General features: G+C 51.0%; 13 protein-coding genes. 1 reads left to right on the top strand and 12 read right to left on the bottom strand.

What is annotated here, in order from left to right:
* Positions 1 to 5: 5 nt before the first annotated feature.
* The 11 genes from smc to E0698_RS03040 all read right to left on the bottom strand — a co-directional run bounded on the left by smc (position 6) and on the right by E0698_RS03040 (position 11,901).
* Complete coding sequence (smc, locus tag E0698_RS02990) at positions 6 to 3,575, bottom strand: chromosome segregation protein SMC (RefSeq protein ID WP_192510549.1); 3,570 nt, start codon at positions 3,573 to 3,575, stop codon at positions 6 to 8.
* A gap of 258 nt (positions 3,576 to 3,833) precedes the next feature.
* A complete protein-coding gene (rnc, locus tag E0698_RS02995; RefSeq protein WP_014281046.1) occupies positions 3,834 to 4,532 on the bottom strand; it encodes a ribonuclease III in 699 nt (232 codons plus the stop codon).
* Positions 4,533 to 4,544: 12 nt separating this feature from the next.
* Positions 4,545 to 5,783: a beta-ketoacyl-ACP synthase II gene (gene fabF / locus E0698_RS03000; protein ID WP_044644899.1), complete on the bottom strand. Its 1,239-nt coding sequence runs from the start codon at positions 5,781 to 5,783 to the stop codon at positions 4,545 to 4,547.
* 225 nt (positions 5,784 to 6,008) lie between these two features.
* Positions 6,009 to 6,242: an acyl carrier protein gene (locus tag E0698_RS03005; protein ID WP_007429985.1), complete on the bottom strand. Its 234-nt coding sequence runs from the start codon at positions 6,240 to 6,242 to the stop codon at positions 6,009 to 6,011.
* A gap of 109 nt (positions 6,243 to 6,351) precedes the next feature.
* Positions 6,352 to 7,101 carry a 3-oxoacyl-[acyl-carrier-protein] reductase gene (gene fabG, locus E0698_RS03010; RefSeq protein WP_192510550.1) on the bottom strand — a complete coding sequence of 250 codons (750 nt, stop codon included), beginning with the start codon at positions 7,099 to 7,101 and terminating at the stop codon, positions 6,352 to 6,354.
* A 52-nt stretch (positions 7,102 to 7,153) separates the two neighbouring features.
* Positions 7,154 to 8,095, bottom strand: coding sequence for an ACP S-malonyltransferase (fabD, locus tag E0698_RS03015; RefSeq protein WP_192510551.1), 942 nt, complete (start codon positions 8,093 to 8,095; stop codon positions 7,154 to 7,156).
* Positions 8,096 to 8,176: 81 nt separating this feature from the next.
* Positions 8,177 to 9,166 carry a beta-ketoacyl-ACP synthase III gene (locus E0698_RS03020; RefSeq protein WP_044644902.1) on the bottom strand — a complete coding sequence of 330 codons (990 nt, stop codon included), beginning with the start codon at positions 9,164 to 9,166 and terminating at the stop codon, positions 8,177 to 8,179.
* A gap of 8 nt (positions 9,167 to 9,174) precedes the next feature.
* Positions 9,175 to 10,167: a phosphate acyltransferase PlsX gene (gene plsX / locus E0698_RS03025; RefSeq protein WP_192510552.1), complete on the bottom strand. Its 993-nt coding sequence runs from the start codon at positions 10,165 to 10,167 to the stop codon at positions 9,175 to 9,177.
* The gene (gene fapR / locus E0698_RS03030) at positions 10,151 to 10,747 is read right to left on the bottom strand and encodes a transcription factor FapR (protein WP_134910201.1); all 597 of its coding nucleotides are present in this window, start codon (positions 10,745 to 10,747) and stop codon (positions 10,151 to 10,153) included. Before fapR ends, plsX begins: the two co-directional genes overlap by 17 nt.
* Positions 10,748 to 11,022: 275 nt before the next feature.
* On the bottom strand, positions 11,023 to 11,196 hold the full coding sequence (rpmF, locus tag E0698_RS03035; protein ID WP_007429979.1) for a 50S ribosomal protein L32: 174 nt from the start codon (positions 11,194 to 11,196) through the stop codon (positions 11,023 to 11,025).
* A gap of 186 nt (positions 11,197 to 11,382) precedes the next feature.
* Positions 11,383 to 11,901, bottom strand: a complete 519-nt coding sequence (locus tag E0698_RS03040) for a YceD family protein (RefSeq protein WP_192510553.1) — start codon at positions 11,899 to 11,901, stop codon at positions 11,383 to 11,385.
* A 355-nt stretch (positions 11,902 to 12,256) separates the two neighbouring features.
* On the opposite strand from E0698_RS03040, the gene E0698_RS03045 reads away from it, so the two are divergent.
* Positions 12,257 to 13,492 carry a nucleotidyltransferase gene (locus tag E0698_RS03045; protein WP_192510554.1) on the top strand — a complete coding sequence of 412 codons (1,236 nt, stop codon included), beginning with the start codon at positions 12,257 to 12,259 and terminating at the stop codon, positions 13,490 to 13,492.
* Here the strand turns inward: E0698_RS03045 and E0698_RS03050 are convergent.
* The gene (locus E0698_RS03050; protein WP_192510555.1) at positions 13,482 to 14,513 is read right to left on the bottom strand and encodes a SepM family pheromone-processing serine protease; all 1,032 of its coding nucleotides are present in this window, start codon (positions 14,511 to 14,513) and stop codon (positions 13,482 to 13,484) included. The two genes, E0698_RS03045 and E0698_RS03050, sit on opposite strands and share 11 nt — an antisense overlap.
* Positions 14,514 to 14,636: the final 123 nt, after the last annotated feature.

The raw sequence follows: 14,636 nt of genomic DNA on the forward strand, positions 1-14,636 counted from the left end.
TGATGTCAGGCAATCTCGGCTTCCTCATTGTCCAGCTTGACGGATACGAGCTTGGAAACCCCGCCTTCTTCCATCGTAACTCCATATAGCACATCGGCTTCTTCCATCGTGCCCTTGCGATGTGTAACTACAATGAATTGTGTCTGCTCGGAAAATTCCCGCAAATATTGGGCAAAGCGCACCACATTGGATTCGTCCAGTGCGGCCTCCACTTCATCCAGCACACAGAATGGGACAGGCTTGACATGTAAAATGGCAAACAATAGCGCCATCGCCGTTAACGCCCGCTCTCCTCCTGACAGCAGTTGCAAGTTTTGCAGCTTTTTGCCTGGCGGCTGGGCCACAATATCAATTCCCGTCTCCAGCATACGTTCCGGGTCAAGCAGTACCAGATCGGCACGCCCGCCCCCGAACAGCTTGGAGAACACCGTACCAAATTCGCGCCGGATGGCATCGAAAGTGGCTTTGAAGCGTTTGGACATTTCATCATCCATTTCACGAATGACCTGATAGAGCGTTGTCTTGGCCTCGACCAGATCAGACTTCTGCTCATCGAGAAACGTATAACGCTCATGCACCCGCTGGTATTCCTCAATGGCACCCAGGTTTACCTCGCCCAACGCTGAAATACCGCGTTTGAGCCTGTGCACTTCGGCCTGCGTACCTTCTATATCTTCCGGTATCGGATAACGCTGCTTGGCCAGTTCATAGCTGAGTTCATAGTCATCACTTAATTTTTTCAGGACGTTCTCCAGCTCTACATCAAGCCGGTTCACTCCGATTTCTGTCTGGCGTAGCTGCTCCTCGACCGACTTGAGCTGAATGCGTTGCTCTTTCGTCTCATTTTCGGCCACTTCCAGCTTTTTGGACAAGCTACTGCGTGCAGCACGCTTGAATTCCAATTGCTGCGAAGCCTCTTCCTTTTTAAGCCGATACTGATTGAGGTTTTCAATCTGCTTCACGCTTTCCTGTTCATTGGTCAGCAGATCAGCTTCGATGGAAGCAAGTAAGGTCTTGTTCTGTCTGGAATCCTTGCCAAGGGTATCATAATCGCCCCGTAGTCTACGCAACTGCTCTTCCAGTGAAAAACGCTCCTGATCCAGCTTTCCTTCTCTTACCTTGAGATTCGTAAGTTCTCCCTGTAGCTGTTCTTTGGCAGATTCGTTGGCCTTACGGGCAAATTCAGCGGCATGGATAGCCTGGTGGGTTTTCTTCTCTTCTTCCTCCAGTGCAGCTAATTTCAGCAACGCCTCTTCACGGGAAGCTTCCAGTTCCTTGATCTCCTGATCAAAACCCTTCTTCTCCTGACCAGATGCAGCCACCTGCTCCAGAACATGACGAAGCTCATGCTCCAGTTGCTTGAGTTCCATTGCTGCCTGCTGCTCTTCGCCGCGCTTCACATCACCGCCCTGACGCAGCTCGTCCAAACGGGTCTGTGTCTCTTCCAACTGACGTTTTGCATCTACCACGCTCTGACGCAGCCTCGCAATTTGTTGCTCCGTATCGATAATATCCTGATCAAGCTGATCCAGCTGACGTTTACGTCCAAGCAAATTGGCATTTTTCTTGAATTGGCTACCACCTGTCATGGAACCACCTGCATTGACGACATCGCCTTCCAGCGTCACGACGCGATATCTATATTGGCAACGAGCCGCAATACGGTTCGCATCTTCCAGCGTACGGGCAATAACCACATTTCCCAGAAGGCTGCCTACAATGCCAGCATACCGTTCGTCATACTGAACAAGATCCGCACCGATTCCGACAAAACCCTCGGCGCCTTCCACGATTTGGCGTTCACCCGCCCCAATTTGACGCGGACGGATAACATCCATAGGCAAAAACGTCGCTCTGCCCAGCTGACGCTGCTTCAAAAAGCTGATCGCCTGTCTGGACACCGATTCATTTTCCATCACGATATGCTGCATCGAAGCGCCCAAAGCCGTTTCCATCGCCTGCTCCAAATGCTCAGGTACCCGGATCAGCTCTGCTACAGCTCCATGCACGCCATGCAGGGTTTCTTTGCGTGCCGCCTTCAGCACTTCTTTAACGCCCAGCATAAAGCCGTCGAAGTCATCCTGCATTTCCTTCATCGTATCTCGGCGTGAAATTTGGGCCTCACGTTTTTGTTCCCATTTGCGGACAGTACCCTGGCTTTCTTCCAGCAGCTTTTGCAGCGCTTGGTATTTTTCGCTTCCCTGAATATATCCGCTACGCAGACTGCTGATTTCCTGACCCAGCTTCTGAACAGCCGTTTCCAAACCCTTTTTACGCTGTTCCAGTTCGGCTTTCTGGGCTTCCCATTTGCCAGATTCGTCACTTACGCGAGTCACCCGCCGTTCCAGCGCTTCCTTCTGCTGGTCGGTATAACGGATTTCGTTACGCGCCTGTGCCATCTGATTCATCAGCTCCAGCAGTCCGCCCTTTAGGCTTTCCTCCTGCTCCTGGCTGATTCCACCTGTGACACCAATCAGCTTCGCCTCTTCGTCGGATAGCCGTTCACGTAGCTCGTCAAGTTCGACAGTCAATGCAGACAGTTTTTCGTTCAGTAGATCCAGCTCACCTTTGCGCTCGGAATGACGTGATTCGCTTGTGCTGAGCGATAAAATGAGCTGCTCCCGGTTTGCCTCCAGATTGCGTGTGCGCTCTTTTAACAATTCGCCGTAGCCTTCGCTCTTTTCCGTAGCTTCACTGTATTGCAACAGATCCCTTTGCAGCCGTTCCACTTGCTCCTCCAGCTGACGCAGCTCATTACGATCGCTCTCCAGCATCGCATCATGACGGGACACCACTGTAGACAGCTGTAGCTGCTCCTGCTGCAACAAAGCCAGCTTGGAAGTCGCATCGCTCCACGAGGTATGAATCTGTTCAATCTGATGGACATACATCGAAATTTCCTTCGATTTCAGTTCACCCCGCAGCTCCTTAAAGTGAATTGCCTTTTCCGACTGCTCCTTGAGCGGTCCGATCTGATCCTCCAGCTCACTGACCAAATCATGAATCCGAAGCAAATTTTGCTCCGTGTCATCCAGCTTGCGAACCGCGTCTTTTTTACGTGATTTATATTTCACGATACCGGACGCTTCCTCAAAAATCCCCCGGCGGTCCTCGGAACGGGTACTCAAAATCTCTTCAATGCGCCCCTGTCCGATAATGGAATATGCTTCTTTACCAATACCTGTATCCATAAACAGCTCGGTAATATCACGGAGTCTGCATGATTGTCGGTTAATAAAATATTCACTATCTCCACTGCGATGCACACGCCGCGTGACCGTGACTTCTCCAAAATCAAGCGGCAACGCCTGATCCTCATTATCCAGCGTAAGCGACACTTCACCGTAATTAACAGCCTTACGAGCATCACTACCCGCAAAAATAATGTCCTCCATTTTACCGCCGCGCAGTGATTTGGCGCTCTGTTCACCCAGCACCCAGCGAATACCGTCGGATATATTACTCTTTCCGCTTCCGTTGGGTCCGACGACCGCTGTAATGCCGCGGACAAATTCCATCTCCGTTTTATCTGCAAACGATTTGAAGCCCGCCAGCTCAATGCGCTTTAAAAACATACTCAATCTCACCTCTAACATTTAAATATGCTTGTACACCACCGTTTACCTGACTCACAAGAATTATTCCTATTGTAGCACAAGACTACTTCGGATAAAGCAAGGCAACGACATACAGAGCTACAGCAGCAAAGCCACGAAAAAAGAGCAAAACGCAGTCCATTCGCCATTGCGGGCCGGGACTCCCCGCGGACTGCCCTTTGCTCTTACTTTGTGTCCCCTTGCTCGTGTAACCCGTACGGGCCGCTCAGGTACCGATTACGATTCTGCCAGCTTCAAACGGTTTAAGGCTACTGCCGCCGCCTGCTGCTCAGCTTCTTTTTTGGAGCGTCCTGTACCTGTACCCAGCCGTTCGCTGTCCATATATACCTCAGCTACAAACTCGCGCTCATGGGCAGGTCCGCGCTCCTCCACAATCTTGTATTCAAGCATCCCCATGTTATGATGCTGCGTCAGTTCCTGAAGCTCTGTTTTGAAATCACTCATCTGAAGCTTACCGTTTAATACAATTTGAGGAAAAATATAACGTTCCAGAAACGACCGGACGGCATCCAGACCTTGATCCAAATATAGCGCGCCTACGAACGCTTCGAATACATCGGCCAACAGAGCCGGACGAGTACGTCCGCCTGTCAGCTCTTCACCTTTGCCAAGCAGTACATATTGCCCGAACTCAAGTCCGACAGCAAATTTCACCAGGGAAGGCTCACAGACAATGGCTGCACGCAGCTTGGTCAGCTCGCCTTCCGGCCGGTTAGGGTACTGATTGTACAATTGCTCGGATACGGTCAGCTCCAGAACTGCGTCGCCTAAAAATTCAAGCCGCTCATTATCTGCATGCTGACTGAACCGATGTTCGTTTACGTAGGAAGCGTGCGTAAAGGCCTGCTTCAGAAGCTGCCGGTTGTTGAATTGAATATGAAGTTTCTGCTGTAATTGCTTCAAGTCTCCACTCAACGAACTGACCCCTTACGCTTCATATTTTTTTAGAATAACCGTAGCATTGTGACCACCAAAACCGAAGGAATTGGACATCACTACATTCAGTTTCGCTTTTCTCGGCTCGTTAGGTACATAATCAAGATCGCAAGCCGGGTCCTGATTATCCAGATTAATCGTCGGCGGAATGGTCTGATGCTGGAGAGCCAATCCGCAAATCACGGCTTCAACACCTCCAGCTGCACCCAACAAGTGTCCAGTCATTGACTTGGTTGAGCTGATGGCCACCTTATAGGCGTGGTCTCCAAGCGTTTTCTTAACTGCTTCTGTTTCCGATTTGTCACCGACTGGTGTAGATGTACCATGCGCATTGATATAATCAATGTCCTCAGGATTCAACCCTGCGTCGCGGATCGCCATTTTAATACAGCGCGCCGCGCCATCCGGATCTGGCTCTGTCATGTGATGTGCATCGCCCGACAGACCATAGCCGATCACTTCGCCGTAAATACGTGCGCCACGCTTCAATGCGTGCTCCAACGATTCCAGAATCAGAACACCGGAGCCTTCACCCATAACAAATCCGTCTCTGTCAGTATCAAAGGGACGGCTTGCCTTCTCAGGCTCATCGTTACGAGTGGACATCGCCCGCATCGAACAAAAGCCAGCCATGCCAATCGGACGAATAGTTGCCTCAGCCCCGCCGCAAATCATGGCGTCAGCATCACCACGCTGAATCATGCGGAACGAATCGCCGATAGCATGACTACCCGTTGCACAAGCCGTAACCGGTGATGTATTCGGTCCTTTAGCGCCGAGTGAAATCGACACTTGGCCGGAACCCATATTAGCAATCATCATCGGGATAAAGAAAGGGCTTACGCGTTTAGGTCCTTTTTCAATCAGCGCATTGTGCTGATCCTCCCAGGTACCCAATCCGCCAATACCGGAACCAACGGATACACCCACACGCTCGGCATCGGCATTCTCTCCGATTACGAGTCCGCTGTCCTTAAGTGCCAATTTACTGGCGGCAACGGCGAATTGGACAAAACGGTCCATTTTACGGGCATCCTTGCGCTCTATATAATCCTCAGGATTAAAATCCTTAATAGAAGCCGCAATTTTCGTTGTATATTCACTGGTATCGAAAGCTTCGATTTCACTGACGCCGGATTTTCCAGCCATCAGATTATCCCATAGTGTGTTCAAATCCTGTCCCAGCGAAGTGATTACACCCATTCCTGTTATGACAACACGTTGTTTCAAAGATAATCACCTCTATGTCTACTGCATATTGTATTTCAAGCCGTACGCTCTTGTGTGCAAAAATAATATAGAATCAACTAAAGTTAGTAATGCAACATACTCCCACCCTTGACTAAGTCATGCCGAGCCAAGCTCAAGAACACGCGACAATTCCGTCTTTAGTTCAATCTGTATGATTAGGAGAAAGTCCCGCCTGTAACAGAACGGGACTTTTGTTGACTTGAATTAGGTATGAGATTGTATGTACTTTACAACTTCACCTACGGTTGTAATTTTCTCTGCATCTTCATCAGAGATTTCCATATCAAACTCATCTTCCAATTCCATAACCAATTCAACTACATCGAGAGAATCAGCGCCTAAATCATCTTTGAAAGATGCTTCAAGTGTAACTTCGGCTTCGTCGGCTCCCAAACGGTCAACGACAATGCGCTTTACGCGCTCCAATACGTCGGACATCCGGCTCACCTCCTCCTTAGGTATTATACGAAAATTACAATTAAAATGCCATAGAAGAGAGTTTTCAATCACTACTCTTCTTCGGGGCATGCGGATTAGCTACATGTAGCTACATGTACATGCCGCCATCCACATGCAAAGTCTGGCCCGTCATGTATGAGGAAGCATCAGAGGCCAAAAATAGCACCACATCCGCAATTTCCTCAGGCCGTCCGAGACGGGCCAGCGGAATACCGCTGAGCATATTGTCACGCAAATCATCAGCAAGCACCTGTGTCATTTCGGTATCAATGAATCCCGGGGCTACGCAGTTGACTGTAATACCTCTCGAAGCAAGCTCCCTCGCGGACGATTTGGTAAGACCGATCACTCCTGCTTTGGCAGCCACATAGTTGGCTTGTCCTGCATTGCCGAGTACGCCGACAACGGAAGAAATATTGATGATCCGACCGGAACGCTGCTTCATCATCGGACGAGTCGCTGCCTTGAGGCAATTAAACACACCTTTCAGATTCGTTTCGATCACCTGATCGAACTCCTCTTCCTTCATACGCATGATTAAATTATCTCTTGTTATTCCGGCATTATTCACCAGAATATCGATCTTGCCCCAAGCGCCGATCACATCCTTCATTAACCGATCTGCCTCGTCGGCGCGACCGACATTAGCCTGAACCGTAATAGCTTCCACGCCTTTGGCACGAATTTGCTCCGCAACCTCTGCCGCAGCCGCTTCACTACCAGCGTAGTTTACCGCTACATTAGCGCCTGCTTCAGCCAACGCCAATGCGATACTGCGGCCGATCCCCCGTGACGCCCCTGTAACGAGCGCCGTTTTTCCACTTAATGGCTTAGACATCATCCAGCCTCCCCTTGCAAGTATATAACCGTTAAGGCGATAATTGCTACTTTTAACGGGCCTCCAAGGCTTCCGTTACCGAAACAAGCGATTCCAGGCTGCTTATATTATACAGCTTAACCGTTTTGTCGATCTTTTTAACCAGTCCAGTCAAAACACTGCCCGGTCCGAACTCAACAAAAGTGTCAACTCCCTGCTCCAGCAGCCATGCTACACTGTCTTCCCACAATACCGGGGAATAGACCTGCTCGACCAGTAGCTGGCGAATTTCGCCACCCTCACGCACAGGTTTCGCTGTGACATTGGCTACAACCGGAACCTGAGCTTTGGAAAAAGCTACGTCTTCCAGCTTGCCGGACAACTTGGTCGCTGCTTCCTTCATCAGCGAAGAATGGAAAGGACCACTGACCTCCAAAGTAATAGCACGCTTGCCACCTGCTTCCTTTACGCGTTCAGCAACAGCGGCTACGCCCTCCTTCGCACCGGATACGACAATCTGCCCCGGGCAGTTGATGTTCGCCAATTCGACCAATTGACCGGATTCCGTAATATCACGGCATAGTGTCGCCAATGCTTCACGGTCGGCTCCCAATACAGCAGCCATCCCTCCTTGTCCGTCAGGAATAGCTTGTTCCATGAACTCGCCACGAGTACGAACGATCTCAACTGCATCTTCAAAGGCAAGTACGCCGGAAGCAACGAGCGCACTGTATTCTCCAAGACTGTGCCCAGCCACGTAATCAGGGCAAATGCCCTTTTCCTTGAACGCTTCATACAACGCAATGCTCGCCGTCAACAGCGCAGGCTGCGTATTGGATGTCTGCTTCAAGGCTGTATCTGGACCTTCAAAAATCAGTGAGCTTAGCGCAAAACCTAACCGTTCGTCCGCTTGGCGGAACACTTCTCTTGCCGCAGGAACTGCTTCATAAGCATCTTTAGCCATACCTACAGCTTGTGAACCCTGACCGGGAAATATAAATGCCGTTTTGCCCATCGTGTATGCACCTCTCTGTATCCAATGCTTGTCTTGTAAAGTACCAGACAAATTCAATATTGTATCAAACCCGCCGCTTTCTTACCAGACAAGAACCGACGCGCCCCAAGTCAAACCGCCGCCGAAGCCCACCATTAATACCCGGTCGCCTTCCTTCATGCGGCCTTCCTCGGCTGCTTCCACAAGCGCAAGAGGAATCGATGCCGCGGACGTATTCGCATATTTATGAACATTAATGATAACCTTTTCTTCCGGTAGATCCAAACGCTGCATCGCCGATTGGATAATGCGAATATTGGCTTGATGCGGAACGAACAAATCAATATCATCTTTGGAAAGCCCCGCTTTTTCAAGCACATCGACAGTTGCCGTTCCCATAACACGTACCGCGAACTTGAACACTTCGCGTCCGTTCATATAAATATAGTGTTGCTTGTTTTCTACGGTATCCGCACTTGCAGGCAAACGTGAACCGCCAGCTTCCAGCTTAAGCAATCCGCCTCCTGCTCCTTCGGCACCAAGATCAAAGGATTGGAATCCTCTACCCTCAGGTACTTCACCAATTACTACCGCCCCTGCACCGTCTCCAAAAAGAACACAAGTATTGCGGTCTGTATAATCCGTGATCCGGGAAAGACAGTCTGCCCCAATGATTAACGCATTATTATAAATGCCCGTCTTAATAAAGCTCGTCGCAGTTGCCAGCCCATATACAAACCCTGAGCATGCCGCAGACAAATCAAAAGCTGCTGCGCCTTTGGCTCCGAGCTTGTCCTGAAGAATGCAGGCAGTCGAAGGAAATGCCATGTCCGGCGTAACCGTAGCAACTATGATCAGATCCAAATCCTGTGCCGTCATACCTGCGGATGCCAATGCCTTAATCGCTGCTTCATAAGCCAAATCGGACGTAGCCTGCTCTGGAGCCGCAATGTGGCGCTCCTGAATTCCTGTACGGCTGACAATCCATTCGTCACTTGTTTCTACGATTGCTTCCAAATCTTTGTTCGTCAATATTTTCTCAGGCACGTATTTCCCTGTTCCGATAACACCAACTGACCGCAAATTATTCATATCGTCACTCACTTCCTGCTGATTTCCTTGGATATACTTTCCACCAACTGGTTTTGCAAGGCCGTACGGGCCTGTCTTACTGCATTTTTGACGGCAATGCCGTCAGATGAACCGTGACTTTTCAATACGAGTCCGCTCAGTCCCAGTAAGGGAGCGCCGCCGTGCTCTTTGTAGTCCAGTTTATTTTTCAAACTGCGAAGCTCAGACATAATCAGAGCCGCTGCCAGTTTGGTTTTTAAGGATTTACTAAACTGCTCCTTTAAGAGAGAGAATATCGCACCCGCCGTACCTTCCAGCGATTTTAGCATGATGTTTCCGGCGAATCCGTCACACACCAGCACATCGCAATTCCCGGTCAGCACATCTCTAGACTCCACATTACCTACAAAGTTAACAGACAACTGCTCAATCAGAGGATAAGCCAGTTTCGTCAGTTCATTGCCCTTCCCGGCTTCCGTCCCAACATTCAGCAAACCCACTCTGGGGGAAGCCACACCATGAACCTTTTGGCGGTACAAGCTACCCATCAGCGCATATTGGGCAAGATGTTCAGGCTTGGCGTCCATATTAGCTCCCAAGTCCAGCGCCAGCACACCCTGATCGTCAATCGTTGGAATCATCGGTGCAAGAGCAGGACGCTCAATACCTGCCATTCTCCCAACCACCAACAAACCTGTTGTCATCAGCGCACCCGTATTACCTGCCGATATCATGGCATCTGCTTCGCCTTCTTTGACCATTCGGCCAGCTACGACCATGGAGGCATCCTTTTTACGTCGTACTGCCTTCACAGGCTCATCCTGCGCATCTATCGTTTCGGATGCATGGCGAATGTTGAGATTCGCAGGCAATGCTCTGCCGTTCAGCACCGATTCAATTCGTTCCCGGTCACCAACCAGCGTAATGTCTGTATCCTTCCATTCCGCCGCCGCAGATAACGCGCCCTCTACTGTCGCCTCGGGAGCATTGTCCCACCCCATGGCATCAATGGCGATCCGCATGCTGACTTCCTCCTTCGCTATACTCTTCCTCTGTGGAGCGGTAAATGACAAAGTTACCCTGGAACACCATTTCTTCTCCCACGTAAGCAAACACTTCTACTTTGGCTTTCCCTTTTTGCTCGGGATTTGATCGCACATATGCTTTGGCAATGCACTTTTCTCCCAAATGAACAGGGCGGACAAAGCGGATGTCCGCCGAAGCGGTCAACGCTATCTCATCATTAATCACGGCAATAGCCAAAGAATTGGCCTGGGCAAACACATAATGCCCCCGCGCGATGCCAGTGCGTGAAAAGATATGCTCTTCTTTAATTTCAAAAATGGAAATACCGCTTCTGTCCAACTGGAGATCCACGATATCCCCGATCACTTCATGTAAAGGCAGGGAGCGAACCTGATCGTAGGAACGCTCAGCCATCAGCTTCAGTCGCTCCCGCAGCTCCGGGATACCCAATTCCATCCGATCCAGCCGAATCGTCTGAATGCTCACCTTAAGCTGTCTCGTCAGCTCCTGATCCGTTACGAACGGATTCTCATCAATTAATTGAGTCAGCCGTTGCTGTCTCTGTCTCTTTGGCAAACGTTCGATATCAGTGACGCCTCCTTTCCCTGCAATAAATTACCGTTCAGCCGGCGGTTCGGGTTACTTCACGTGCTAGCGGCGAATGCTTCATGCCGATTTGTCATCTTGTATGTATAAAGAACCCCTTCGGCCCTTCTTCTTAGAACCTGGTACTAAAACAGTATATAGCATGCCGCCGTAAAAAGAAAGTATGAAGACAAAAAAAGTAGCGCCTCACTAGAGTGAAGCGCTACTTTTCCTGCGAAGATTCCAAAGAATCCGCTTATCGGACATTATTGAGAGATAATCTCTCTAGCTTTGTACGTTCCGCAAACTTTGCACACATGGTGAGCAAGTTTCAATTCGCCGCATTCGGAGCATTTCACCATACCTGGTACTGCCAGTTTAAAGTGAGTACGACGTTTGTCGCGACGAGTTTTGGATGTTCTCCGTTGAGGTACTGCCATTATTCCCACCTCCTTAACCAGATCAACCCGTATAACGGGCGTGACTTCTTATCTCATTCAAGACTGAAGGAAACTGCCGGAAGCAGCTACCTCACAGCCGGTGAATCAAGCCTGCAACATCCATGTGTCGGTTCTGTAACTCCCCTGCACAAGTGGATGATGATTTGTCAGAATTGAACTCAATTCTCATTTAAAAAAATCCTTAAGCCCTGCCAGACGCGGATCAATCTTTTTCGTATCGCCATCGTCACTGTCCTCGGAGCCAACGCTCCAGTTTTGTCCGGCCGCAGGAGCGATCCCCTGACAATCCTCACTGCACACAGGCGCAAACGGCACGTGCAGTACAAACAGCTCTTCACAATACGGTGCAATGTCGAAGGAATCCCCCGTCACTGCGATAAATTCGCCATCTTCATCCTTCTCTTCGCCAACCGAAGAGATTTGCTTAAACCGTTCACGGAATTCAATCTTCAAATCCTCGTGCATCGGACTTAAACAGCGTGAGCACAGCATGTCCAGACCTGCGGTCAACGTGCCTTCCACGCTCATTAAGCCTTGACCCAGACTAACGGCGACCAAATCGGTCTCCAGCGGGGAAACGGCCGTAACATCAGGACGATCATCTACCAATTCACTCACATTAAGAGCTTCACGGATCGGAAAAGGACCATCACTTGTTGCTACTTTGCGAAAAAATAGTTGCATCGCTATCACTCCAAACAAACAAAAATTATTATACCGACTGATCGAGTCGTTTGTCAACACCTTTCACTTTACACCTCTCACAAATCCATCGGTTTTCCAATGGTTCCGCAAGTTTTATGCCAAAGCGAAAATACGTTGCATGGATCATGTACCTGTGAGTATTCGTACCCCCGCCACTCTTCGTGTACAATAATGCGAGTATAAAGCTTTTTTCTTCAGGTCTCAATGGCTTGTTCATTTCCATCACGAAAAAGCAGCATCGCTGCCCCTAAGAACAATCATTAACTGATGGATAACCATCATTTTCAGGATAGTCACCAGATTGGCGACATCAGAAAGGAGCCGAAGTATAGCCTTGAAAACCCTCGGTATTATTGTAGAATACAACCCGCTACATAACGGTCACACGCATCACTGGAAGGAGTCTGTTCGCATCACAGGCGCGCAGCGCACGGTGGCTGTGATGAGCGGTCCCTTCCTCCAGCGGGGGGAACCCGCAATTGTGGACAAATGGTCCCGCACCGAAATGGCACTTGCCATGGGTGTGGACCTGGTTTTGGAGCTGCCTGTGGCCTATGCCGTCCAGCCCGCAGAATGGTTTGCCCACGGGGCGGTCGCCCTGCTCCGCGCCACGGGCGTCGTCGACGCGCTCTGCTTCGGCAGCGAGAGCGGCGACATCGCCCCACTGCGCGCGCTGGCCCGCGTGCTGGCGGCGGAGCCGGCCGAGCTCAAGGCCGGCATCGCGCAGCGCCTGAGCAGCGGCGCAAGCTACCCCGCCGCCTACGCGGGGGCCGCAGCCGAGCTGGCGGCCGAAGGGGCGGACGGCGCTGCGCTCGCCGCCCTCATGCAGCAGCCCAACAATACGTTGGGGCTGCATTACTTGATTGCGCTGGAACGGCTGGGCAGCGCAATCCAGCCCTTCACCGTAGCCCGCACGGGAGCGGGCTACCACGAAGCCGTGGCGCCCGCGGACGGAGTCATCGCCAGCGCCACGGCCATCCGCCGTCTCCTCCTCGACGGCGGGCCGGAGGCCGCGTCGCCGTACGTGCCTGCGGCGACACTGGAGATTTTGCGGCGCGAATGGCAAGCCCGACGCGCGCCGCTGCATTGGGAAGCGTTCAGCCAACCGTTGCTGAACGCCCTGATCACGCGCAGTCTGCAGCAGCTGGCGGAGCTGCACGAGGTGACCGAAGGGCTGGAGCATCGCCTGCGGCAATCGCTGTACACGCTGCCCCAGCCCTCCGTAGAGGCATTACTCACCGCTGTCAAGACGAAGCGCTACACGCGTACGAAGCTTCAGCGTATGTTCACCCATATTTTGCTGAATCATGCCAAAGCAGATATGGCCCCCTCCGAGCTGGCGAAAGGCCCCGGCTATATCCGCGTGCTCGGCTTTAACGGTGCCGGACGCGAGCTGCTGGCCCGAATGAAGCAGACAGCGACCCTACCGGTATGGGTTAAGCCGTCAGCCGGATCGCATCCTCATCTGGACTGGGACACCGCAGCAGCCGCCATACACGCCGCCGGAATGCCCCGTCCCGCCATCCGTGACATGTATGCCGATTACTTGCGGCCGCCCGTCATGATTTGATCGGGAGCTTTTCCATATAAGTTAACGCATCGTCAAGCTTGCGAACCGGAACGAGCTTCATTCGGGTTCCGATTTGCTCGGCTTTGGCCTGGGCTTCCTTATAATTGTCCGTCGGGACGAAAAACAATTCAGCACCCTGACGGTCAGCGGCGACAATTTTATACTTTGCACCGCCGATAGCTCCCACCTTACCATTCTTATCAATCGTACCCGTACCGGCAACACGATATCCCTTGCTCAGATCGCCCGGTGTCAGCTGATTATAAATTTCCATCGTAAACATCAAACCAGCCGAAGGCCCGCCCACATCCGTTGACGTAAAATGAATCGTTTTACGTTCATCCTTCGGCTCTACTTTCTGAACGGTAGCGATGCTGACTCCAAAGCCGAGACGCTGTTTGCCTGTTTCGCTGTCCGTGATGGTCATTAATGGAGCTTGCACCGTCAGCAGCTTGCCATCACGTTTTAGCTTCACTTTGGCCATCGTTCCCGCCTTTTCATCCTCTAGGGCATTTCGAATGGAACGATTATCTGTCACCCTTCCCCCGTTCAGTTCCAGAATTTCATCTCCGGGATGAAATACACTGTTCGAACTGGGCACCTTAAAAACGTACACATAATCCGGCACAATGCGATAAGAAATATCGGCCCGCGTATAAGCAGCCTCCATCGCAGAAGACTGGGAATCTCCCATATACCACACCTGCTCTGCTGCATATTCGTCTTCGCTCCTGCCGTGCAGTCGATCCTCCTTACGCTGAATCTCCGAATTGGCATCCAGCTTCGATATACCCAGCATAATGAAATTGGCATAACGCGCCGATACCGTCGTCATCATAAAAGTTCCCCGTTCGCTACGGTCGCCTTCCTGGACGGTAACCATCGGCTTGATTTCATTCGCCCCGCCGGGTCCATAGATCAGATACGGGGTTGGCATATATACCAGCACATAGACCATAGCGGCCAGGAACAGAACATATCCGGTTGTAAAAAAAGCTCTGTTCCGGTTAATTCGTTTCATCGCTTCTCCCCCTCACAGCCTTAACTTCTTCCTATCTCACCCAAATCCACCCTGTGCCCTGCCTGTTCTCAATTCTTACAAAAAAGCATACATTAATTACCGACAGCGCGTACGAGCACCTCG

The sequence above is a fragment of the Paenibacillus sp. 23TSA30-6 genome (assembly GCF_014858585.1).
Classification (GTDB): Bacteria; Bacillota; Bacilli; order Paenibacillales; family Paenibacillaceae; genus Paenibacillus.